30 protein-coding genes are annotated in these 22,272 nt (G+C 30.9%); 14 read left to right on the top strand and 16 right to left on the bottom strand.

Features of this window, described 5'->3' with window-relative positions; genetic code table 11:
- The first annotated feature begins 41 nt into the window (after positions 1-41).
- From Q0663_RS07255 to Q0663_RS12675, 4 genes are all read left to right on the top strand, one after another.
- The gene (locus Q0663_RS07255; RefSeq protein WP_299008765.1) at positions 42-794 is read left to right on the top strand and encodes a hypothetical protein; all 753 of its coding nucleotides are present in this window, start codon (positions 42-44) and stop codon (positions 792-794) included.
- A 169-nt stretch (positions 795-963) separates the two neighbouring features.
- Complete coding sequence (locus Q0663_RS07250; RefSeq protein ID WP_299008763.1) at positions 964-2,376, top strand: DUF5906 domain-containing protein; 1,413 nt, start codon at positions 964-966, stop codon at positions 2,374-2,376.
- Positions 2,369-3,040 (top strand): NUMOD1 domain-containing DNA-binding protein, encoded by a 672-nt coding sequence (locus tag Q0663_RS07245; RefSeq protein ID WP_299008761.1) that lies wholly within the window; start codon positions 2,369-2,371, stop codon positions 3,038-3,040. The genes Q0663_RS07250 and Q0663_RS07245 overlap by 8 nt, the downstream gene beginning before the upstream one ends.
- 352 nt (positions 3,041-3,392) lie before the next feature.
- Positions 3,393-3,638, top strand: a complete 246-nt coding sequence (locus Q0663_RS12675; RefSeq protein WP_366140447.1) for an Arm DNA-binding domain-containing protein — start codon at positions 3,393-3,395, stop codon at positions 3,636-3,638.
- Here the strand turns inward: Q0663_RS12675 and Q0663_RS07240 are convergent.
- From Q0663_RS07240 to Q0663_RS07200, 9 genes are all read right to left on the bottom strand, one after another.
- Complete coding sequence (locus Q0663_RS07240) at positions 3,543-3,941, bottom strand: transposase (RefSeq protein WP_299009644.1); 399 nt, start codon at positions 3,939-3,941, stop codon at positions 3,543-3,545. The two genes, Q0663_RS12675 and Q0663_RS07240, sit on opposite strands and share 96 nt — an antisense overlap.
- 91 nt (positions 3,942-4,032) lie before the next feature.
- The gene (locus Q0663_RS07235; protein WP_299008759.1) at positions 4,033-4,197 is read right to left on the bottom strand and encodes a hypothetical protein; all 165 of its coding nucleotides are present in this window, start codon (positions 4,195-4,197) and stop codon (positions 4,033-4,035) included.
- Between the two features lie 153 nt (positions 4,198-4,350).
- A complete protein-coding gene (locus Q0663_RS07230; RefSeq protein ID WP_299008756.1) occupies positions 4,351-4,983 on the bottom strand; it encodes a response regulator transcription factor in 633 nt (210 codons plus the stop codon).
- The gene (locus Q0663_RS07225; RefSeq protein WP_299008753.1) at positions 4,980-6,962 is read right to left on the bottom strand and encodes a tetratricopeptide repeat protein; all 1,983 of its coding nucleotides are present in this window, start codon (positions 6,960-6,962) and stop codon (positions 4,980-4,982) included. Before Q0663_RS07225 ends, Q0663_RS07230 begins: the two co-directional genes overlap by 4 nt.
- 164 nt (positions 6,963-7,126) lie before the next feature.
- A complete protein-coding gene (locus tag Q0663_RS07220; RefSeq protein ID WP_299008751.1) occupies positions 7,127-7,909 on the bottom strand; it encodes a hypothetical protein in 783 nt (260 codons plus the stop codon).
- Positions 7,910-8,518 carry a hypothetical protein gene (locus Q0663_RS07215; protein WP_299008748.1) on the bottom strand — a complete coding sequence of 203 codons (609 nt, stop codon included), beginning with the start codon at positions 8,516-8,518 and terminating at the stop codon, positions 7,910-7,912.
- A gap of 7 nt (positions 8,519-8,525) precedes the next feature.
- A complete protein-coding gene (locus Q0663_RS07210; protein WP_299008745.1) occupies positions 8,526-9,269 on the bottom strand; it encodes a hypothetical protein in 744 nt (247 codons plus the stop codon).
- An 11-nt stretch (positions 9,270-9,280) separates the two neighbouring features.
- Positions 9,281-9,691, bottom strand: coding sequence for a hypothetical protein (locus tag Q0663_RS07205; RefSeq protein WP_299008743.1), 411 nt, complete (start codon positions 9,689-9,691; stop codon positions 9,281-9,283).
- A 91-nt stretch (positions 9,692-9,782) separates the two neighbouring features.
- The gene (locus tag Q0663_RS07200; RefSeq protein WP_299008740.1) at positions 9,783-10,292 is read right to left on the bottom strand and encodes a hypothetical protein; all 510 of its coding nucleotides are present in this window, start codon (positions 10,290-10,292) and stop codon (positions 9,783-9,785) included.
- Positions 10,293-10,438: 146 nt separating this feature from the next.
- On the opposite strand from Q0663_RS07200, the gene Q0663_RS07195 reads away from it, so the two are divergent.
- The 6 genes from Q0663_RS07195 to Q0663_RS07170 all read left to right on the top strand — a co-directional run bounded on the left by Q0663_RS07195 (position 10,439) and on the right by Q0663_RS07170 (position 15,949).
- Positions 10,439-11,521, top strand: coding sequence for a hypothetical protein (locus tag Q0663_RS07195; RefSeq protein WP_299008736.1), 1,083 nt, complete (start codon positions 10,439-10,441; stop codon positions 11,519-11,521).
- A gap of 22 nt (positions 11,522-11,543) precedes the next feature.
- The gene (locus tag Q0663_RS07190; RefSeq protein ID WP_299008733.1) at positions 11,544-12,788 is read left to right on the top strand and encodes an IgaA/UmoB family intracellular growth attenuator; all 1,245 of its coding nucleotides are present in this window, start codon (positions 11,544-11,546) and stop codon (positions 12,786-12,788) included.
- Between the two features lie 546 nt (positions 12,789-13,334).
- A complete protein-coding gene (locus Q0663_RS07185; protein WP_299008730.1) occupies positions 13,335-13,643 on the top strand; it encodes a hypothetical protein in 309 nt (102 codons plus the stop codon).
- A complete protein-coding gene (locus Q0663_RS07180) occupies positions 13,630-14,037 on the top strand; it encodes a hypothetical protein (RefSeq protein ID WP_299008727.1) in 408 nt (135 codons plus the stop codon). Before Q0663_RS07185 ends, Q0663_RS07180 begins: the two co-directional genes overlap by 14 nt.
- A 10-nt stretch (positions 14,038-14,047) precedes the next feature.
- A complete protein-coding gene (locus tag Q0663_RS07175; RefSeq protein WP_299008724.1) occupies positions 14,048-14,815 on the top strand; it encodes a hypothetical protein in 768 nt (255 codons plus the stop codon).
- A 12-nt stretch (positions 14,816-14,827) separates the two neighbouring features.
- On the top strand, positions 14,828-15,949 hold the full coding sequence (locus Q0663_RS07170; protein ID WP_299008722.1) for a hypothetical protein: 1,122 nt from the start codon (positions 14,828-14,830) through the stop codon (positions 15,947-15,949).
- A 141-nt stretch (positions 15,950-16,090) separates the two neighbouring features.
- Here Q0663_RS07170 and Q0663_RS07165 read toward each other — a convergent pair whose 3' ends face one another.
- Both Q0663_RS07165 and Q0663_RS07160 read right to left on the bottom strand, forming a co-directional pair.
- The gene (locus Q0663_RS07165; protein WP_299008720.1) at positions 16,091-16,798 is read right to left on the bottom strand and encodes a hypothetical protein; all 708 of its coding nucleotides are present in this window, start codon (positions 16,796-16,798) and stop codon (positions 16,091-16,093) included.
- A gap of 120 nt (positions 16,799-16,918) precedes the next feature.
- Positions 16,919-17,239: a hypothetical protein gene (locus Q0663_RS07160; protein ID WP_299008718.1), complete on the bottom strand. Its 321-nt coding sequence runs from the start codon at positions 17,237-17,239 to the stop codon at positions 16,919-16,921.
- Between the two features lie 49 nt (positions 17,240-17,288).
- On the opposite strand from Q0663_RS07160, the gene Q0663_RS07155 reads away from it, so the two are divergent.
- On the top strand, positions 17,289-17,477 hold the full coding sequence (locus Q0663_RS07155) for a hypothetical protein (protein WP_299008716.1): 189 nt from the start codon (positions 17,289-17,291) through the stop codon (positions 17,475-17,477).
- A gap of 36 nt (positions 17,478-17,513) precedes the next feature.
- Here the strand turns inward: Q0663_RS07155 and Q0663_RS07150 are convergent, their stop codons facing one another.
- A complete protein-coding gene (locus Q0663_RS07150) occupies positions 17,514-18,062 on the bottom strand; it encodes a hypothetical protein (protein ID WP_299008714.1) in 549 nt (182 codons plus the stop codon).
- A gap of 301 nt (positions 18,063-18,363) precedes the next feature.
- Between Q0663_RS07150 and Q0663_RS07145 the strand changes: the two genes are divergently transcribed.
- Genes Q0663_RS07145 through Q0663_RS07135 form a run of 3 tightly spaced genes read left to right on the top strand, consistent with a single transcriptional unit; the run spans position 18,364 to position 19,541 of the window.
- Positions 18,364-18,561: a Crp/Fnr family transcriptional regulator gene (locus tag Q0663_RS07145; protein WP_299009642.1), complete on the top strand. Its 198-nt coding sequence runs from the start codon at positions 18,364-18,366 to the stop codon at positions 18,559-18,561.
- A gap of 42 nt (positions 18,562-18,603) precedes the next feature.
- Positions 18,604-18,807, top strand: a complete 204-nt coding sequence (locus Q0663_RS07140) for a hypothetical protein (protein ID WP_299008711.1) — start codon at positions 18,604-18,606, stop codon at positions 18,805-18,807.
- 59 nt (positions 18,808-18,866) lie between these two features.
- The gene (locus Q0663_RS07135; protein WP_299008709.1) at positions 18,867-19,541 is read left to right on the top strand and encodes an MBL fold metallo-hydrolase; all 675 of its coding nucleotides are present in this window, start codon (positions 18,867-18,869) and stop codon (positions 19,539-19,541) included.
- 18 nt (positions 19,542-19,559) lie between these two features.
- On the opposite strand, the gene Q0663_RS07130 is transcribed toward Q0663_RS07135, so the two are convergent.
- The 4 genes from Q0663_RS07130 to Q0663_RS07115 all read right to left on the bottom strand — a co-directional run bounded on the left by Q0663_RS07130 (position 19,560) and on the right by Q0663_RS07115 (position 22,271).
- Positions 19,560-20,183, bottom strand: a complete 624-nt coding sequence (locus tag Q0663_RS07130) for a T6SS immunity protein Tdi1 domain-containing protein (RefSeq protein ID WP_299008708.1) — start codon at positions 20,181-20,183, stop codon at positions 19,560-19,562.
- Between the two features lie 11 nt (positions 20,184-20,194).
- A complete protein-coding gene (locus tag Q0663_RS07125; RefSeq protein ID WP_299008706.1) occupies positions 20,195-21,004 on the bottom strand; it encodes a hypothetical protein in 810 nt (269 codons plus the stop codon).
- A gap of 13 nt (positions 21,005-21,017) precedes the next feature.
- Complete coding sequence (locus Q0663_RS07120) at positions 21,018-21,662, bottom strand: hypothetical protein (RefSeq protein WP_299008704.1); 645 nt, start codon at positions 21,660-21,662, stop codon at positions 21,018-21,020.
- Between the two features lie 135 nt (positions 21,663-21,797).
- The gene (locus Q0663_RS07115) at positions 21,798-22,271 is read right to left on the bottom strand and encodes an SMI1/KNR4 family protein (protein WP_299008702.1); all 474 of its coding nucleotides are present in this window, start codon (positions 22,269-22,271) and stop codon (positions 21,798-21,800) included.
- Between the last annotated feature and the right edge of the window lies 1 nt (position 22,272).

Genomic DNA, 22,272 nt, shown 5'->3' with positions numbered 1-22,272 from the left:
TAGTATTTCATATATTACTATGCTTTTATAAAAATTAGATTATGAATGTAAATTTATATAGTATTGATAATTTCGATTATTTTAAATCACAAGTCAACTTTGATAAAATTTATGAAAGGTTTAAAATTATTGGCAGGCTTTTAGATGGTGAAAAATTTAAAGCCTATTTTGATATTCCTGGTCAGCAATATTTTGATGAAAACGGAAAAGAAGAAATTAGGTTTCCTGAAACAATAATTGTTGATTTTTATGATGATTATATACCTAAATTTATTGATAGAATATGTGAAAATTATAAATCACATTATAAAAGATTAATAAGGGAGTATAAAGACAATCCGAGCGCTCTTTACTATAATTTGAATGAGTTAATTTCAACGTTAAAAGATGAGTTACGCTTTTTCGAACATGATGATTTTATTGAAAAGCATAGTACTGTAAAAAAAGATTTGATAACTAAAATATCAGACTTGATAGAAGTGGTTTTACCAGACGAACATTTAGAATATAGTAATAGCTTTGATAAAGATAAGATTAAGTTTAACTTAACAAAGTCCGATATAAGTTTTCTTTTTTACTTATTGAGAGAATTTAAAATTATTGAAGGTGTTGAAAGTAATAAAGACTTGTCAAACTTAATAATTAAACACTCTTTAGAGAGAGATACAATTAATAACAGCTCTTATTTAACTATAAAAAGTTGTACGTCCGAGTTAAGCAGGATAAAAAATGAAAAGATATTACCCTCAAAAAAAATGGTGCAATTTTTCAAGGACATAGCCAAAAAATACTAACTCATAAAATAACTTTATCGATAATTTCGCAATTTAAAATTGCGTTTTAATAGTTTAAAAAACAGTGGTTTAATCTTTTGTTTTTAAAATATTTGCACAAGAGAAATAGAGAAAAAAGCTCTGTTTTCTATTTCTTCAGAGCTATTGTATAATTTAAAAATTTAAAGAGATGAACAGATCAGATGTTCCAATTTTTTGGCGGATTGATGAAAACGGTAAAGTTAGAATCATACAAAGTAAACTAACAGAGTTTTTAGCTCTTTCAGGGTTTTACAAAGTAAAAATATCAAATACTAGCTTCATATATGTTTTAGAGAAAAACAATCGAGTAAGTGAAGTCGAAGACACTGTAGCTGTAGATTTTATTAATAATTATCTTAAAAAAATAGATGCTACGGATGTTTTAGAAACATTCTCTAAAGGTGTTTCTAACTACATTAGTAAGACAAAGCTTAAGTTATTACCGAATACAGAGTTGGTTAATGACCGTGATACTGATAAAACTAGCCACTTCTTTTTTCAAAATATTTGTTGTCAAATTGGCGACAACACAATTAAAGAAGTAGAATATGAAGATTTTAAAGACAAAATTTGGGAAAGTAGAGTTTTAGATAAAGAATACGATTCTTCTTTAGTAGGAAAAGCTCAATTTGAGCAGTTTTGTTACAATTTAGCAGGGAAAAATGATGATAGATTTGTAGCCTTACAAACAAATATTGGGTACCTATTACATAGAAATAATGACTCTAAAAACTCTAGAGCCGTAATTTTTATTGATGAAAATATCAGTTATGATGGAACGGCCAATGGAGGGACAGGAAAAAGCTTGTTATTACAAGCCGTCGGTAAGTGCAGAGAATTAGTAGTTATTGACGGTAAAAACCTTAAAAGTAAGAGTTGGTTTAAAAACCAAAGAATAACAAGAACTACAGATGTCATTTTTTATGACGATGTTAATAAAGACTTTTCTTTCGAAGAGTTGTATTCTATGATAACTACTGGAATTCCTGTAAACAGGAAGTATAAAGATGAGTTTTATATAGCCCCAGAGAATGCTCCGAAGATTTCTATATCAAGTAACTACGTAGTTAGAGGTACTGGAGGAAACACAGACATAAGAAGAAGATGTGAGTTTGAAGTTGCAAACCATTATGATGGAGATAATACTCCGTTTGACGAATTTAAAAACCGTTTTTTTACAGATTGGGATGCTAAAGAATGGAGCTCATTTTACAATTTTATGATGAACTGTGTTTTAAAATATTTTGAGCACGGACTCATAATTGCAAAACCAATTAATTTAAAAAGAAATAAACTTATAAGTCTTACTTGTAATGAATTTGTAAAATTTATTGAAACAGGTTTAGTAGAAAACGAAAAGTGGTATTCTAAAAAAGACGTTTATGAGTTATTTGTGTTAGAGTTCCCTCACTTACAAACTATTACACTACATATGTTTACCAAATGGATGAAAGCCTATGCAAAAGACAAAGAACTGGAATACAATGATAGGAAGTCTGGGGCTAAATATGAGTTTTATTTAAGCCCAAAATCATTAAGAAAGGAGGCTAGCAATGACTAAAATTAAAAAAGGTAGCGGTGTAATTTACACCGTTACCAATAATAAAACCGACGAAGTGGTTTATGTTGGCTTAACAAAGAAATCGCTTAATTCTAGAAAGAAAGACCACATACAAAGAGCTAAAAGAGGAGATGTGAATTTGTTTCAAGAAACTATAGCTACACTAGGTGCTGAGAATTTTAAATGGTTTACAGATAATACTTTATATGAAAATGATGAGTTAGCTCAAAAAGAACAGGAGTTAATTGAAAACTATAAGAAACAAGGTGTTAGGTTGCTTAATGAAGATAGAGGCGGTGGGATTCAAAAAACTGTGTATCGTTATAATGTAAAAGATGGTAGTTTATTGGCTAAATATACCTCACTAGAAGAAGCGTCTAATTCAGTCAATTCAACTAAACAACAAATTAGTAGAGCATGTATCAATAAAACTCAGTATAAAAACCATTATTGGAGTTATCGGTTACAAGTGCCTTTTCAACCTAAAAAAGATAATAGATTAAAGGGAGTAATTCAATGTTGTCCATCTTCAGGAAAAACAATTAAGATTTTTAAATCCATAGCTGAAGCGGGTAGGGTAACGGAAGTAAATAAAAACAGTATAGCTAAATGTTGTAGAGGTGAGAGAAAATTAGCAGGGGGTTATTTTTGGAAATATAAATAGAGTTAAAAATGTAAGAAGTAAGTAAATAAGGTATGATTTAAGGTAGTCAAAAAAGAAGAGTAGGATGAAAGTACTATAAATACTAATGATATACTCACAGGTTCGAATCCTGTCGCGATCACTGGAAGCACAGTTAAAATGTGTCAAAACCTTGCAAACTATATGATTTGCAAGGTTTTCTAGTTTTTAGACTATCATATTAAATGGTATAATTTGATACAATTCGGTGACACTTTCGGTGACACCTAATTAAATTTAATTGAGTGTCACCGAATTGGATGTAAGAATCTTGTTTTTAAATAGTTGATTTGATTTTTGTCTTAGGTAATTATTAATTTTTAAGACAGTAACTATGAAAACAAACCAATCATTTAGCCTACTATTTTGGGCTAGAACTTCAAAAGATAGCGCTTTAAATGCTTCAATTTATGCGAGAATAACCGTAAACGGTAAAAGGATAGAATTTAGTTTGTCTAAGAATATTCTTAAATCAGAGTGGGATTCAAAAAAGGGGAGAGTAAAAGGAAGCAGATTCATTTTGCCCGAGCCATATACCCAAAAGTTCTTTATAACCCTCTCTATTGAGCCCTACGGCTAGATAAATGGTCTTGTTAATGACCTTGCCTGCTTGCCTAACCTTGAATACTATACCATCCATCCAAACCACGCAATAGACCGATTCTAAAGGTCTGTTTTGCCAATCCAGAAGACGCTGGTTCACCTTATCTGTAGTTATCGATATGGCTGATGTAGAAAGTTTGTAACCATAAATTTCGTAGAGTTCCTCTTCTATGTCCGATACGCTCATGCCCTTGGCATAAAGCGATATGATAATGTTCTCCAAAGGGGGCGCCATGCTTTGGTGTTTAGGGACAACTATCGGTTCAAAACTACCCGCTATATCCCTTGGAACCTGAATCTCACTTTTGCCAAATTCCGTTTTGATTTACTTGGATGTCGTGCCGTTACGGGTATTGGGGTTGTTGCTTTTTTCATTTTTTAGAATAACCCAAATGAGACTCTAACTCCCCATGAAGCATCGATTCTAATAATGAGGAATGGAGATCTTTTAAAAGTTCGCTAACATCTTCTTGGGTTTTCAAACCTTCTGTTAGTCCGTGCTCACTTATGAGCTTCTTTAATTCTGATTTTTTCATGATTAAACTGTGTTTTTAAAGTTAAAAAAAAATTAAGGCGGGTTTTAAAACCCGCCTTAATTTCATGTTTACACAGTTTTTTGGATACTACCAATTTCCGGTTCGTTGAATCAATTCCAAAGTTATAATCTTTAATATTGACTATTCTAACGTTTATAATAACCCTAAATAAATAGCATGTTTTGTTAGCCCAGCAAGGTTTTTAGCATCCAACTTTAAAAGTAAATTTTTCCGATAGGTTTCAACGGTATGTTTGCTTATAAAGAGTTTGTCAGCAATTTCTTTAGTGGTATTTTCGCGTGCTATCAATTCTAAAACCTGTAGTTCTCTTGAGCTTAATGGCGTTTGTTTACTTTCTTGTGCCGTAAATAAACTTTCTTTATAAACATTAATTATGGTTTGAGAAAAGTAGTTTTCTCCTGCTAAAATTGTTTTTACTGCTTTGAGTAATTCGGCTTTAGAAGCATTTTTTAGTACATAACCATCAACATTGTTTTGTTTTAATTGATGAAACATATTAGGGTTATTATGCATACTCACCATGAGCATCTTTATATGAGGAAATTCTTTTTTTATACTTTTACTCAAAGTAATACCATCCATTTCTGGCATAGATATGTCTGAAATAATTAAATCTATATCACATGTAGATTTTAAAAAACTTAATACAGTTTTAGGATTATCAGTTTTTAAAACAATGTCAACTGAAGGAATGTCTTCAAAAATACTAGTTAGACCATCTATAAACATCTTGTGGTCATCAACTATAATTATTTTATGTGTCATGAAGTTTGGGGTTTTATAGGTATAACAATGTTTACAAGTGTGCCATGATTTGGTCTAGAATCAATTATGAGAGTTCCGTTTATTGTTGTAACACGTTCATTTATATTTTTTAAGCCAATACCTTCTACTTTTTCATTATAAACAAATCCTTTACCGTTATCTTCAAAAAGAAGGTTAATCATGTCTGTATGAGCGTTTAATTGAATTTCAATAGATGATGCGCTTGCGTGTTTTATGGTGTTGTTTATGAGTTCTTGTACTATTTTATATAAATGTGTTTGAATGCTGTTGTTTGTTTTGTTGAGGAGTGTTTCATTAAAAAAAGAGGCTTCAATTTTTATGTGAGAAGAGGCATCTATTTTTTCTATGTAATTTTTAATAAGTTCTGTAAACTCCTTGTCTGCAATTTTTTTTGAAAGTAAGTCGTGAGAGATGTGGCGTACCTGATTATAGGTTTCGTCTAGATGAGTTATTATGCTTGACAGTTTAGGCTCTTTTGAAGACAAATGATCTAGTTGCAATTTAATTCCTGCCAAATTCCCGCCCACGGCATCATGTAGTTCTTGAGCAATGCGTTTTCGTTCCTTTTCTTGTCCTTCTATTGAGGCTTTAATATTTTTAAGTTCTTGCTCTTTTTTTAGGTTCGATATTTCTTTGGCATTTAATGCTTTTTGGTTTTTAGCTAATGCTTTTTGTGCTTTTAGTTTTTGATAATAAACCAAAAATAAAATGCTTAACGGAATACTAAAAACGATAAATCCAATTAGATAGGCATTTTTTAATTGTTTTGATTTGCTAGCTTCAGCTTTAGCAAGTTCTCTACTTTGCTTTAATAAGATAATTTTATTTTCGTTTTCTCCACGATATTTTTGTAATTGAAGGATGGTATTTTGATGATGAGATGCTTCAAGTTCTTTTTCTAGATGAAGCGTTTTTAAAGCTTTTTCTTTTTGAGAAATTTCTAGTTCATTCTTTCTCTTTTGAAGTTTTAAAAGTGTAATTTCTTGTTGTTTCTTTTTGGTTTCATAGGTTATTTTTAATTCCTCAAACTGCTTGTTTTTTTCAATGTTAAAGAGACTGTCTTTAACCGTAGCTACTTTTTTTAAGTACAAGATACTTTTTTCATAATTGCCAATATTTTCATATACTGAAGCATAAATGTCATATAAATTTAGGTGATAGTTTATTGAGGGTTCTTTTTTTAAAAAAGCGGCTGCTTTATTTAAATAAGGCAAAGCTTTAAACGATTGTTTTGTTTTATTATAGGCAATAGCCAAGTGTAGTAGCGAGGATGTTGTAAGTAGTTGGGCACCGACCTTTTTTGAAAGCGTGATTGCTTTTTCATAATATTCAATAGCTTTATTATAGTCTTTATTTTCAAAAAACAAATTAGCATATCCAATATAAATATGGCATAGAGCAACATTATTGTTGCTTTTTAAAGCGATTTTATAGGCTTTATCGTACTGTAGTTTCGCTTTGTTTTGTCTGTTTGTTTTTGAGTATACCTCCCCTAAATTAATGTGCTTCCCTAACTTTAATTCGGGACTTAAATAAGTGTCTATCGTTTTTTGAAAATAGTTTTCAGCTTCAAAATAATTTTCTTTTTCAAGTAATAAAACACCTATTTCGTGTAGTATAAAGGCACTGCTTTTTTTAGAATATTTTTCAGAGTAAGTTAATGCTTTTTGATAGTTTTTCATGGCGATTAACGGCTTCCCTTTTCTTTTATAAACATCGCCTAAAACCCGATAATTATTGGCGTGGAATTTAGTTCTTTTTGCCTTGTCACAACTATTTATTAGTGAAATGTTTTTTTGTAAAACTGTTGCAGCTTTGGTGAGGTTACCCTGACTATTTAGTGCTACTCCTTTTGCAAACTTAATTTGTACGAGTAATTCTTTTGAAGGGTTTAGTAGAGAGGCAGAGTCAAGAGCTTTTATCCCTCCTTGGTAATTTTGTTCTTGATCAATTAACATTAGTCCTTTTTTAAACCAATGTAATGCTTCTATTGACTCTTGAGACCAACAAAGTTGTATAAAAAAAAAGGTTAGAACAGAAAAACTTATATTTTTAAAAAACTGTAACAAGTAACGAAAGTATTATTTTGTAGTAACAAAGAACTAAAATAAGAGAATTATTTTTATTCACACTGTGGTATCATATCGCCATCATTAATAATATTTATTATATATATTGAGCCTTGAAGATGCATAAGCGTTAAGCGTTCGTTATTTTTAAGGGTTACATTGTACAGATTGATAGCTGTGTTGTTGGTAGCGGTTCTAAAATAAATATAACTGTTGTTAATCCATACTTTAAGATATTGATGCCCGCTCCAAGTTTTAGTTGTTTTAGGGCCAGTTGGGTGTAATGCAAAAACTTGTAGTGGGTTTAAACTATTCAGATGGAGTTTGTCTTTTGATTCAAAGACTTTTTTTATAAGTGGTTTTGAAGTAATTTCATTACTATTCTTCAAAGGTTGCACTGCCTTGGTGTGTTTTCTTATAGAGTCTCGAAAGTTTTTTTGAGGGTTAGCCTGTGAAAGAATGACTGTACCATTTTTAGAGACAATCACATCCGTTGCTGGATATATATCAGAAAATTTAGACTTGCTTAAATCCATGTGTTTCGTTTGATTAGTTTTATCCTGAAATCCATTGGCAGCAAACACGAATTGCTCGTTTAAGGTATCTAGCATCACATAAGAAACGTCGTTTTTATTAAAATAACCACCGCCTTTGGTTACTTGCGATAGGTATTTAGAATTAAAAACAAGTTCTATAGTATAATCTCTAGCTGTAATTTGCTCATTTAAAAGCGGATATTTTATATTGTATAACTTCGCAATTAGCTGATTTCCCAAGTAGTAAAATAAGGGGCTCAAAATAATAATGAGAAAAATATATCTTTTTTTAAATCTCATTTAATTGGATGTTTTAGTAGTTGATATATGTGTTTTATTGTTTGTAATAGTCGTTTTTTGACCTCTGTTTTTAGACATATTTTCAATTACATTCAAAATTTCTAAAATATCTTCATCGTTTAGTTTTCCATGGAATAGCATCTTTTGTTTATTATTTTCTGATTGATACATCAGCGTTTTACGATCTATACGTTTTAACTTATTGAAAGGAAGTTTGTTTGTTTCATTTATAAGGGTAAAGTGTATTGCAGAACGTTGTTCTGTCCATGTGAATTTCTGAATGCTATTGCTTGTTATATTTTTGATGTGTCCGGTACCATTTCTATCTAAAAACAACGTTATTAGAGTTGTTGTTCCTTGCATATAATGATAGGTTGTATAGACGAACTGTGATTCAGCTGTATGAATTTTTTTAAGTAATTCACTTTCATTACGTATTTGTTTTTTGAAAAGGTCATATTGTTTGGCAGACATTTTGGTTTTTAAAAGCTGTGATTGTGGGATTTTAACTGGTTCTTCTTGCTTACTTTTTTGTAAGGTACTGGTATTGTTACAAGAGCTAAGTAATGCTAAACAGAGTATTGTAGTATGTAATTTCACTGTTTTCAAATGTGTTTTATTTTTTATAAAAACTTTGAGCGGCTAACCTTCCTGTTTTGTATGTGGAAAGAAAAAACGGTTTATTCCTTTTAATCTTTTCTTTAAAAAGTTTTGAAGGTGTAACTTTTAATCCTAATTGAAGATATTCTGTAATTGTCATGTTAGATGATACTGTTCTAATAAGCCTTACTAATACTTTGTTTTTATGGGGGATGTAATTTAGTATAGCATAGCTGTATGGGGTAAAATGATTGTCTTTATACAGTCTTTTGTTTAGTATTTCTAAAGCTTTATTAAACGACTTACATTTTTTTAACTTCTGTAAATCAATATTTTTTAAAGTATTGATATATGGGTCGTTTTTAAGGGCTCTAAGTAACGATGCTTCTTCAACAAAATTCAATAAACTATATGGTTCTTGCGTTTTTAAATTTATTGTTTGTACAAAACTATGGCCAGTCATATAACTATTTCGTGGCTGTTCCATTTTGTTTTTTTCATAAGATAAAATGTTATCTATTAAAGACAATGGTACATAATCGATGTCATAATATATATCAGGGGCTCTTTTTTTTAGTTTTTTTATTTCTTTAAAAGCATCGTAAATTACTTTATTTTGGTAGACAACTTTTTTACTGGATAACAACAAAGATTTGGTAACATAAAAAGAAGAATCAATTTCTTTCTGAGCTACTACCTCTAAAGAGGCTCTGCTAAGAAATAGGATAAAAACTATTGTGTTAATGTTAAGTACTTTCATAAAAACAAGCATTAATTATCAATATATAGACTCATGGTAAATTCTTGTTCCTTATTTTCTTGAGGATTCAGTGCCTTTAAAAAAGCATTAACTTTGTTACTATCGTAATTAAGCATCATTGAAAAATTGATAGATAGTATTAAGCAGTTTTTACCTTTCTCTTTGTATACTGAAAATGATTTAGAATCGAGTTTAAAGTTTTTAAAATCAACTTTGTTACTTGTTTTGTTGATCTTGTCTATATATTTTTGAAATATATTGCCTATTTCCTTGTTTTCTGAAACAATTATAGAACTACTTAATGATATACGTGCTGTTTCTTTTGTTTCTGAAAATATTGATGAATTGTGTTGGCTCCACGAAAAATGGATTGAATACATAGATAAAATTCCAATGAATAGTAACTTGTGATGTGTTTTCATACGATTTTTTTTTTCAAAAGTATGATGGTTTTTAAGCTTAAAAATCCCTATTTTCAGGGGTTTTCATTTTTTTAGTGAAATTATACCACTATTATTCATCAATAGTTTTTTTGGCACTGTCAATAAGTAAGTTGTAATCAAGAATTGCTTTTTTAGGCGTATTAAATACGCGTGTTCCTGCTTCTTTTGTGATTATTTTTTTGTGTTCCCAGTTTAGAATGTCGTGTGTAACTTTATAGGCGTTGTTTAGTTTTTTGTAATTTAACCCTGTAGGTGTTTCTGCAAAAATGTCTTCAGATTCTATAATTTTAATAGGCGTATGGTTTGTTAAATACACCGTAGTTTGTATGCTACCATAAGAAAGTCCTATGTCTTCTACAATTTTGGAAATTTTACGCCCCTTATGCCAAATTTTTAAAAGGTAACCACCATCTAAAGTCGTTTTTATTTGTTTTAATTGATTTTGCTCTGTTAGTGTGAATGTTGTATCGGTTTCTATTTGCTTTATGTTATTAGAAATTTCTTCTAGGGTTACGTCTTGAGCAAACGTGCTTACATATACTATAAGTAGGAGGGTAGTGATTGTTTTTCTTATCATCATAAATTATTGTTTACATATAGAAGTTGTGCAAACAAATTTAAAATAACATTAAAAAAATATTATCCCTGTTTTTGGGGATTTATAGTCATATTAAAGTCAGCATATTTGTAAAATAATTAATACGTAATTTTTAATAGAATTGCAGAATGGACACATTAAAACTCATAAAGAAAGAGACCTATACATTTGAAGAAAACGTATTTAGCGATTATTTTCTTCCTTTATCTAAAACAGAATTTATCATTCAGGGCAGTCATTACAACGGATCTATTAATAAATTTACACGTACTTTATTTCACATAAAAGACAATGAAACTTCTACATTTCCTTTAAATGCACATGAAAATTATATAAATCATCCTAAAGGATTGTTGGCATACAAAAACCAAGTATTATGGTGGTATAAAAAAGATAGTTTTACCCACCCCATATCAATTAAATTAAACAACACATTTCAAAGTCGAGAGTGGGTCAATAACATAGAAACCGTAAGTGTGACACCTAGCATTGGCGGGTTAGGTATGTCTGACAGCGATATTATTCCTATAAATGTGACATACGGTCGCTTTAGAAGTTACCGGCAATTGTCACTTTTAAAAGTAGATTTTGAAAAAAAAGAAGCTTCTATTGTATTTAACAAGTACCATCAGTTTATAACCCTAAATTATTACGATTTATTAAAACATAAAGGTTATGATATGAGCTTGATAGATAAAGACTGGGCATTTAGTGAAGAAAGACGACATGATGGTGTACTTGATAATTACTACGACCATCATGCGCAAATGTTGTTTGAAAATACACTGATAAAAAACAACAAGCTTTATTTTTTTTCATCGGGTACAAAATCAAATTATTTGAAATACGGAATGAACTATGTGTGTTTAGGTGTTCTCGAAAAAAGCCTTTTAAACAAACGATATACTTTAAGAAAAACACTATTCTTTCAAGATGAAAATGAACTAGACAGCGGTAAAAACGGAAAGAAAGGACGGTTTACTTCTTCAACCGAATATTGTATCATAACGCCTGTTTTTACAACTTCTGATGCCTGGAAAACTAGACAGAAATTACTTAATCTAACTACTGAAAAACTTATTGATGTTGAATTGCCCAGAGGATATAAAAATCATCATATAATAGACCATTATGACAACAGTTTTTGGACTCATGGGACAAATAAAGAAAAACATACTGTTATCACACGTTTTGAAGTTAATCATAATTAATAATTTTTTTAAATAAACCCAAATGAACACTCTGTACATAATCTCTGTTTTTGCAGTATTTTCTTATTCTCTCTATAATGCCATTGTATATCAAAAAAGAAGAAATAGAGACAGCAAAACAGCCAAACAAGCTATAAATACACTTACCTACCACCGAGAACTTACAGAAAAGGAGTGTAAGTTGCTAGACGATTTACAAGAGCAAAAAAAGTATAAAAAAACACATAAACGCCTAGATAATAGAGTGTATTTATTAAAAGGTAAGTTTGATTGGCATAGTATAAAAACTCGCTACAATACCATATGGCATAATTTAATTGGAGGGTTAGAAGTAACTTTAGATGATCGAGGGTTTGACTATTTAAAGGAATATAATACTGCTGAAGTAATTAAAACCGATAAACTTCCAGTAGTTATAAGTTTAAACGAGAGCTTTTCTCTTTTAAACCATATAATTGCTGAAAAACAAATAGAAAAAGGAGAAGTAGGGAAAGTTGCAGGAAGTGATGTTGAGCTTATTAATAATCGTAAGCAAACTAGCCATGAAGTTCAAGCTGTTGAAAAAGTAAGGAAAGGTACTATAGGTGCTTTTCTAATGATTCCAGCCTTGTTCTTCATGGCACTCACAGCACTTTGGGGCGTTTATGGTCTTTACGGATTAGTACCAGGAGGATTATTGTTTATTGTTGCTCTGTATTATTTATGGCGAAAACCAAAGTATTCTAAACCAGAAGATGTGCGTACTCTTAAAGGCGTACCTACGTATTCAGTAGCGATGGATAACTCTCAAAATATACAACAAATAAAAACCTTTATGGGAACGACAGAATTGAGATTTGAAAACAGGTATTGGCTTTCGTTTATCTTAGCTGATGAAAAAGATGATGATACGCCTGTTGAAGTAGATGTCACTAAAGATGGAAGGTTAATGCGTTTTGGATCTTATTTATCACTAGAAAATGAAGAAAAGATGTATCCATCTTTACCTTGGGATCGTCATGTTATTATGACGATAACTGCAATTATGGCGCTTATTATAAGCTTTCTTACAGTGCAGAAATTAACTAACAACATAAGGCCTGGTGTAGAGTATTATTTAGCTATTCTTAAACAATTGGACTTATATGCACCCGCAATATTTATGGTTTTAAACCTCATCTTAATAATTATTCATGCGCCATTAGCCTACAAAAGTTATTACTATAACAAGCAGCGAAAAAAGAATATTAAGAAATACTATGAAAAGCTCATTCCTATTATAAAATAAAACCAGTTTAAACCTATTTAATTTTTAAAATATTGATTGTTATGGTTATCGGGTAAGATAAAGCAATATTCGATTATCTACTAAAAATTAAAGAGATGTGTGGAAGTCAAACAATACAGTATATGATTTGTTTATGAGTCATTAAAGTAAATTAAGTGAAGTTGGTTGATGTTGTAATTTTGTTTTGTGAAACAAGCTGCTATTTAGACTTTAAAGATTTGTAGCGGCTTGTTATTTATAAATTAATGGTTTTATTTATAATATGCCCGTACACTTTTTTTAGTAATAAGAATAAAAACACATATAATTAATTGAAATTCAAAGAAATTTATAAAGATATTGATATTCTCTAGCTAATAGCTTCTAGTAAACATAGGTAAGCCAATTAATTCCATTTCTGGTTTAATGAAAAAGGCTATAATTCCTGATATAGGGCTAATTACATTAAAATTAATAAAGAAACAGAAAACTAAAATCCCTGAAAACAGGGAGTGCCCCTCTCTTTAATACTCATAAGTTTGTGCTAATAACACAAACCTATATCATATGAAAAAACTAAACACATTAATTTATGTTGCTTTGGCAATCCACCTTATTTTATTACTTCTTATTGGTATTGAAGGAAGTAACGATGAAGGTGCAATAAAGTTTTTAGCAATATTTATTTCAATTCCTGTCTCTATAAATTGTATTGGCTTTTGTTTACTGCAATTTACCAGTAACTCTAAGTTAGGAGCCAAGATTTTTATGTACTCAAGTTACGTTTTTGTACCAATAGGGTTGATTGGGGTAATAGGAGCAAAAATAATATTGGACAATATAAACAAAAAATCAATTACCAATGAAAACCTATAAGATCAAAGAAAAATTGCAAAAAAACTCTATGGTAGCTATTATTGTTATAGGAGCCATTTTATTGATATTTTTTATAGCTACAGGCTACATATTATTACCTGTTGTACCTTTATTTATACTATTGATTTTTTCACATTATTGGCATAAAAAAAATGATGTTCTTACTTTTGATACACACCACCTAGAATTTAAATTTACCCCAATTCAAAGTAAAAAGTTCATAAAATATAAAACGATAACAGACCTTAAATATAGCTCCAAAAAAAAAGAAGCACTTCTTTTTACTGAAGGGAAAAAAGTGAAACTTCCTGTTGGTGGCTTAGAAGATCAAGATGCAGAAAAAGTAATCTCTTTTTTAAAAAAACAAGTGAAGCAAAATAATATTGCCGTTTAAAATAAAGTTTATGAACAAATTATTTTTAGTATTCACTGTAATGTGTTTTGTTTCAATGTCTCAAGCACAAACCAATGAAATTAATAAACACGATTTGGAACAACTTACAAAACAAATTTTTAAAAAGCATTATAAAAAAGACTATACTGCTCACCAAGTGAGAAAATCTAAAAGCCTTTTAGATAGTATCTTTCTTCATACAAAAGCTTCCCATAGTATAGAAATAAAAGCAGATTACACTACTAAGACGCCAAGTGTTAAAACGGTAGTTTCGAAAGATAGAAATGTACGGGTAATTACGGCTTACCCACTCAACCTACCAGAAATAAAGATTGTTCAATATTTGAAGAACAAAGAACAGTTGTTTCTTTTTTCAGATTATGTAGTACAATTAAAGTTAGAAGGTGAGGTAAGAATGCAAATTGATGCTATTTACAATTTAAGTGAAGATACATATTTATTTAGCTGTACCCGTTTTGGGTTTTGGACCAATCCAGAAGATGTGCATGCTTTTGTAATCAATTTAAAATCAGGTAGGTTCAACTCAAGTGCCAATATGGTTTTTTCAGAAAAATTGGAAACGTTTTATCCTAAATTTTCCCCTGAAGTTGATACCAAACCTTATTTTAAAATAATTTATAATAAAGAAGATAAAATACTAACAATCCCTATTCATAACGAAAGAGAAATAAAAGGAGTACATCTGTACAAGTATAATAACAATAAAGGAGAGTTTAAGACTTTAGCTATAGAAGAAGCACCTCAAACACAAAAATAATGTAAAACAGTTATGAAATCATTATCCTTAAGTTGTTTATTTTTAGTTTTAACTCTTGTGGGATGTAAAAAGACAATTCCTGTTGATGAGTATTCAAAATTATATAAGGAAGCAACACATAAATTTCCCAATACGGTAACTAAAAAAGAGTGTGCTACAGGCTTGGGTTTAAACATCCCTTTTCATTATCATTACGATATAGAAAATGTGAAGACTCGGTTTAAAAAAGAGTTAAAAACAAACAACAGACTTTCCCGAATTCTTAAATTAAAATCAAAATTAGTAACCTTCAACGGTTTTGGTGGACGTGTCTATTTAATTGAAAACAGCCAAGCCGATGTAGTTTCAATGGATAAAATATTGAAAAAATATTCATCCCAGATAAAACATATAGTATATCAAGATGCGGAAAGTATCATTTTTTATGATCGATATATGGTCTATATAACAGTCTTTTTTCATTATATAGAAAAAGAAAGGGTTCACGTTATTTTTGAAAGTACCAATGCTTTGGAGGGAAATAGTGTATATATAGGTGAAAAAGGTGATTCATCACTATTGTCACGAGCCTTGTACGATTTACACGTTGCTAAAACACTGGTAGAAGAAAGAACTCAAGTAAAATTAGATACGGTATCCTGGAAAACATTTAAAAATAATCTAACAGGTAGCGAACGTCAGGCGTACAAAGATGTAGCCTCTCAAATAGTAAAAGTTACTGATACCATACCTTTAAATACAGTTGATGTAAGTCCTTACGGCGAGATACTTCCTTATGTAGGAATGATTAAAGTTCAAGAAAAAAGCCCTTTGCTAACAATTTTCAATGCAACAAGCTCTGAAAAAGAGATAACCCGATTACTTTCAAAAGAGGCTGAAATTATTGATTATTATACAATCAGAGAATATAAGGTACTGCTGTTAAATAGAGATAAAAATGCTTTGGTTTTGGCTTTAGAACCTGTTTGCTGCTTATCAGCAGAAAATGATTACGTTCACGTTTCTATTAATTTATACACCAATAAAAAAGGAGAACAATTTTTATTATATGTTTTTCCTGAAGATGAAGCCATGGCTTATTTCTATTCAAAATTTTTAGCTACAATCCAAAATACGGATGAAGAAGAAGTATAATCTGTACTGTTGATGAAGAGTACAAAACTGCCAAAGAAGTGAAAGAGAGCAATTAGCTTTATTTATTAAAGGGATTGAGAAAGGCTTACATTTATTATGAAAAGGGTATCATATCATTCATAACTATTTTAATATAAAAGCTTATTTAAAACTCTTTGGGTGACGATTAATTTGTAGGTCGTTAATAGTGGCATTTTCCCATTGTTTGATGTCTACCCCTAAAGCGATGTTAATTTGTTTTAATTTTTCAAGACCTTCTAGTTGATTGTCTTTTTTGCAAGGAAACCCAAATTCAAATACCAATTGCCCTTGTTGGTAAAATCCAAAAAGATAGGTTTTATAACCACAACTTACCCAATAAACAGCAGCTTTATACTTGGTGTTCTTTTCATGTAAAAATGTTTCAGACAAACTAGCTGTATAAACTTCATTAGAGGCATTGACACCAGAAAATATAATATTACCTCGTTCGCTATAATAATCTTTTAAAAATAATTCGGTTGGCTGGTATAACAGCATTCCATACATAAACGATTCTCCCCAAAGCGTGTCTTTAAAAACCACCGTTTCTTCTTCATATACATTGGCGTGCTCTTTGCTGGTATCTTTTTTGAAATCGTTAAATTTTCCCATAAATGGAAATACTTGTTCAAGATTGGTAAATACATAGCTGTCATCATTATTGTCAATAATCCACTCGTTATTAAAAGGTGCCTTTTGTAGCCAGCCTTTTAAGTTTTTATTGGTAAGGTTTGCAATTTCATCATCCCATTCTAAAGGCTTTTTTGTGTTGCAAGACATAAAAGCGAGTATAATTGTAAAAAGTAGTATGATGGTTTTAGTATTCATAGATGTGTAATGTATGTTAGTTAAATGAATTATAAAATTGTTTTTTATTTCGGTATTTTTTTAAAAATTTCGTCTACGATAGTCTGTCTATCGTTTTTATGAAATTCTTTCAGTGAAAGTTTAATTTTTTTTAGAAGCTTTTGTTGTAAACACAATTTTTTTCTTTCTTGGGTCAAAATGAGTACCCTGTAGATCATTATATTTTATAAAGCGCTTGCTCTGTAATGGCGCAGTGCTAAACTCTAAATGGGTTGTATTTATAATAAGCGCTTTATGGCTTTTTTGCCAAAAGTACCGTAATATTAAAACAATAATCGGGACTATTAGCGAAAGACTCATGTGTCCTGTTTGTTTAAAAGATATATACATAGAACATAAAATAAATATAATAAGCCCTGGTATTATTTTGTTTGTGTTTTGGTTCAGTTTGTAAGTTTTCATTTATGGTTTGTTTACAGATTCAATAAGTTTGTTGGCCCCTAAAATTCCGATGACTCCAATAGGAATAAATATAAAGCAAGTGTATTTAAATAGTTTTGCTCCAAGTAGAGTTTTGTTGGTAACCAGAGTAAGCAGTAAGCCTACAAGATTTATAGCTAACGGAATAGTACAAAAAAGAGCTACTTGGTTGCGTATGGGGTCGCCATCTATAGCAAATGAAAGAACAATGATGCAGTGAATGGCAAAAGCAATATACATGCTAATTGGTGTTTTTTTAGTTGTCATAAGTATCCTGTTTTTTATGAACCCAGTTTTTAAAATGTGGGTCGTTTGTGTTTGTAATTTCGTTGCCTGTTTTTGGTATGCTAACCTTAAACGAGGTTTTCACCCAATCTTGAAAATCTGGGTTCACAGATTCGTCGTCATCTGCATCATTCCATTGATAGGCAGTTTTTGTCATATCAGCGTTTCCTATTTCATCGTAGCCAATGGCTAGTAAACGTAAAAAGTCAATAAATGAGGTTGCTAATATGTACAATGCATCACCTTCAGAGCCTAAATGCACAATTTTTTGATTGCCATCATCATCTAGCCAAAAGGCATAAATAGAACCATCTGGACCAAAACCAAAAACACCAAAACGGTCTGAAATAGTTGCATCATCAAACCAGCTCTTTATACTATCTCCATCGTCTTCCTGAAGCTCAAAAAGACCGCTAATAGGGTAGTTGTTTTCATCAACCCAATCACATAATAGCTTTAATTCTTGTGGTACGGTTATCGTTTTAGGGAATTCTTTTTTAATGCGGGTGTATGTATCCATTTTTATAATTTTTAAAATGATTCATATTATTTTGAGTTCAAAATTATGGAGGAAATGATTCCTGTATATCCCTAAAAACAGTGATTTTTTGTTTTAAATCAGCTACGCATACACTTGGTTTTAAATTAGGTATATTTACATGACAAAAGGAGTGAAACCAATGAAAAAACGTTTGCAAAATTATTTAAACCATCACGCTTTGTTCAAGGCAGAAGAAATTGATAAAATACATACCTTGTTTGAACACAGGCAGCTTAATAAAAATGAGTTTTTTGTGAGGTAAAATACGGTTTGTAAGCATATAGGGTTTATAAAAAAAGGCGCCGTAAAAATGGTAGCAACTGATGGTAATGGTAGTGAAACCATTACCTGCTTTAAGTTTGAAAGCCAGTTTGTAACTTTATATGATAGTTTTATGAATGGTACACCTTCTGAAAATAGCATTCAAGCTATAGAGCCCTGTGATTTATTGCTTATTTCGTATTCAGATTTTAAATAATTACTAGCCACCATACCAGCCTAGGAAATTTTCACAAACGCATTGTTAGCACAAGAATATTTAGAAAAGCAACGGTATTTATGCCAATTCAATAATAAAACTGCAAAAGCAAAATATATACAACTACTTGAAACTAACCCAGAACTTATTTTGCGAACAAAAGTAGATGATTTAGCGTCATATTTAGGCATTACCCAACGTACGCTTACTAGAGTAAAGAAAGATATTTTTCAAGAAGTCAATTAGGACAAATGTCCTTATTTTGATGGCTTACTTGCCATACTTTTGCTACAAAACGTAACTAAATGAAAACTGTAGCAAAAGATGTATATCACATTCCGTTAATGCCAAGAAATGGTATAAACTGTTATATTATTGAAGGCGTATTAATTGATTCAGGGATAAGAAATTCTTATAAAAAAATAGTCAAAAGCGTTACTGATGTCCCGATACATTTACATGCACTAACACATGCTCATGCTGACCATCAGGGATGTATTAACGAAATTTGTAGTCAATTTAAGGTACCCTTATATTGCCATGAAAAAGAAGTAGCTAGAGCAGAGTCTGGCTTGGCGACAAAAGATTATCCAGCAAGTCAAGGAGTAATTGCAAAGCTTCAGCAAAAACATTGGGCAGGTGGGGGACAAGCAGTTTCAAAAACACTAAAAGAAAACGATTATATTGAAAATTTCAGGGTTATTGAAACCCCAGGACACGCTGATGGCCATCTCTCCTTTTTTAGAGAAAAAGATGGCGTGTTAATTATTGGTGATGTTGCCACTAATATGAATTTATTAACCACATTTACAGGATTGCACCTACCGCCCGGTATGTTTACAACAAATCAAAAGGAGAACATCAATTCATTAAAAAAATTAAAAGCCTTACATCCGCAGGTTATCTGTTTTGGGCATGGCTCCGTTTTGGTTAACAAAAACAAAAAGTTTGAAACCTTTGTAGATAAATTTACTACCTGATCTGACGGTAAGTTTTTTTTACATTGTGGCTTGAAAAACAATATTTTGATATGCTTGCGCATTTCCTTTTTTAAGATTTTTAGTTTCTAAAGAACCTCCCAATGCTAGCATTGGTACAATTGTAAATACCTCATTGGTACTTAAAGCGCCGTATTTGGCAACAGCTTTTTTAAACAACGACTCGCGTAGCCATTCCTCACGCGATGTCTTGTGTGTTAGGACCTCTTCAAAAAACGATTCTAAACTCCATTCAACAACTTCTATATTTCGGTATTGAATATCTATCATGCAAACATCTTCATCGGTGTCGGTAAGTTTTCTGTAGTAAAATAATTCGCCAAAACCACTAATGGCAAATGGTACATAATTATCTATTTCTCGGCCTAACCAAGTTGATAAGGAGGACTCAAAATCTTTTGGATTTACCAACTCTATTAAGCCGTTGTTAAAATTTCCAAAACCGTAATTTTTCCATAGCGATACTAAATACGGCGGTACTTTTGTGGCGTAGGTTTCTAATAGATCATCTGTTATTGGTAAGCAAGGCTCGTTTGCAGTAAAGTACGCAGTAAATTTGTTATTAAGAGCTTTGGTTTGTGGTGTGTCGTTGTTTTTATTGAATATATTTTTTAAAAAATTCATAATGTTTTTGTTTATAAATATTTAGTTTTTAGTTCAACATAAATAGGCGTTACATCGCAATAATCCCGTTTGTACCCTTTGCTGTATTTTATGTTTGATGTTGGTATTAGGGTTTTAAATACCAGTTTATCTTTTGTATTTATATACTGCCATTTATTAAGCAGTATGGTGTGTGCCATGCCACCACTGGGTAAAGCAAGACAATGTATTTGCTTGTCGATTAAAGTTTGGTAAGTGTTTGGGTTAACATCAAACTTCTCAAAAGGAGACGGCATTTTTATAACGTTTTTTGTGTTTGTTTTTAAATGGTGCACTTCTAGAGTGCTACCATCAATAAAATGGGCAATGGTATCGTTGTTTAAAAAGAAAGCTTCCATCAGGTCGCCATCGGTTGCGACAGCATGGTAGCATGATTCCATGTGTTCAAGGTCCATAACCTTAAATTGTCTAACAGCATTAACAATCATTTTTGTGCTAGCTTGATTAAAGATATTCCCTCCTAACCAACCTACCGAACTGCTACATTTTGCGCCAGTACTCAAATCTATAATACCACCGTTTTTACGCAACGGCATGTTTACATACCTATTATTAGGTGAGAAAGGATTGTAGTATTTGTCAGGTTGTGGCATTTCGCCAGATAGCATTACGGTATTGTCTTTATAAAACTTCACATCAAAATACACATAAACCGACATTCTTATTTCTGTGAGTTCTTTTAGTACCAAGGTGTACTTGATACCCTGATAAATGGCCTTGTAAACAGATTTCTCATTGTTGGTTATATTAATATTGTCTTTACTGATCTGGGAAACTACCATGAGTTTGTTATATTTAAATGGTATCTAATAAGTTATGAATAATGCTTTTTATATTAGGGTTTTCAAATTCTACGGTTGTTATTGTTTCTTCTTTTTGTATGATAATTTCTATAACTGAAACATCTCGACTTTTCCAACCATAACGAAATGTAAGGATGTTATGGGTAACTGTATCGGTAAGAGATAGCGTGCTTTCAGGTATTTCATAGGGCGGTATGTCATTGGAATTTTTAGTAACAATAAAACGAGTTTCAAATTTATCGTTGAAGTCCTTTATGGTCTTTATAATCCATTGTTGGGGTTTCCAGTCACGGTTAAAAACATATATTTCCCTTTCGTTCTTTAATAGTTGCTCACGAGAAAACCAAGTGTGACTATTTAGAAATTTGTTGTTTGTTTTTAAAAGCTGTGCATACGCTTTAATTAGAGCATTACAGTTTTTTTGATAACGATTTGACGATATATTATTGATAAGAGAGTTTTTATAATATGATTTAACTCTTGTAAAGGGTAGGTAATTGAGGTTGTCTTTAAAATGCGGCGCTTTGCCATTGCTAATTCGTTTAAATACTCCATAAAAGTTTGTGTAGCCATTGGATAAAACCTGATAACGCATTTCTATGAGTCTATCATAAGTTTTATTATAATATTCCAACACATAAAAAGTGTTTTGGTTAATGCTAGGAGCCGTATAATGTTTTAATTCGTAATTACACGCATGAATGAGAAATTAAAATTCTGTTTTAATGGAATTTTCTATTGCAAGTAACTTACTCATAAATCAAAATTTATTTTATAGCTTTTCATCGGTTACCAAGCTTGTGATAAGACTTTCGAATGAATTGGCAAGAAAATACATGTTGTTTAAAATTTCGTTTTCATTATCAAACTCATATTCTTCTTCGTGGTTCCAAAAGTAAACAGCCCCATTCGTACTATTTAATGAAACATCCAAACAAATTTGGTTTCCACCAGAGTCATCTCCAATGGTAAGGAACCTTTTGGGTATGCGACCGTCGAATATTTCAATATTCCAAACTAGCCCATTTTCGTCTTCCAATAAACCATTCAACCAATTGATTACAATAATACCTAAATCTGTATTTTTAGTAAATAAGCATGGCTTAGGAGAGCCACCATTGTGTTTCAATAAAAACTTGAAATAATAGGCTGGTAAATGTATTTTGTAGTTTTGTTCAAATGCAAGCACATCGGATTTACTGGGTTTATAATTGGGGCTACTATGATAAACAGGCGACTTTTTCATG

The organism is uncultured Tenacibaculum sp. (assembly GCF_947504135.1).
Classification (GTDB): domain Bacteria; phylum Bacteroidota; class Bacteroidia; order Flavobacteriales; family Flavobacteriaceae; genus Polaribacter.
This window is presented reverse-complemented; position numbering and strand designations above follow the sequence as displayed.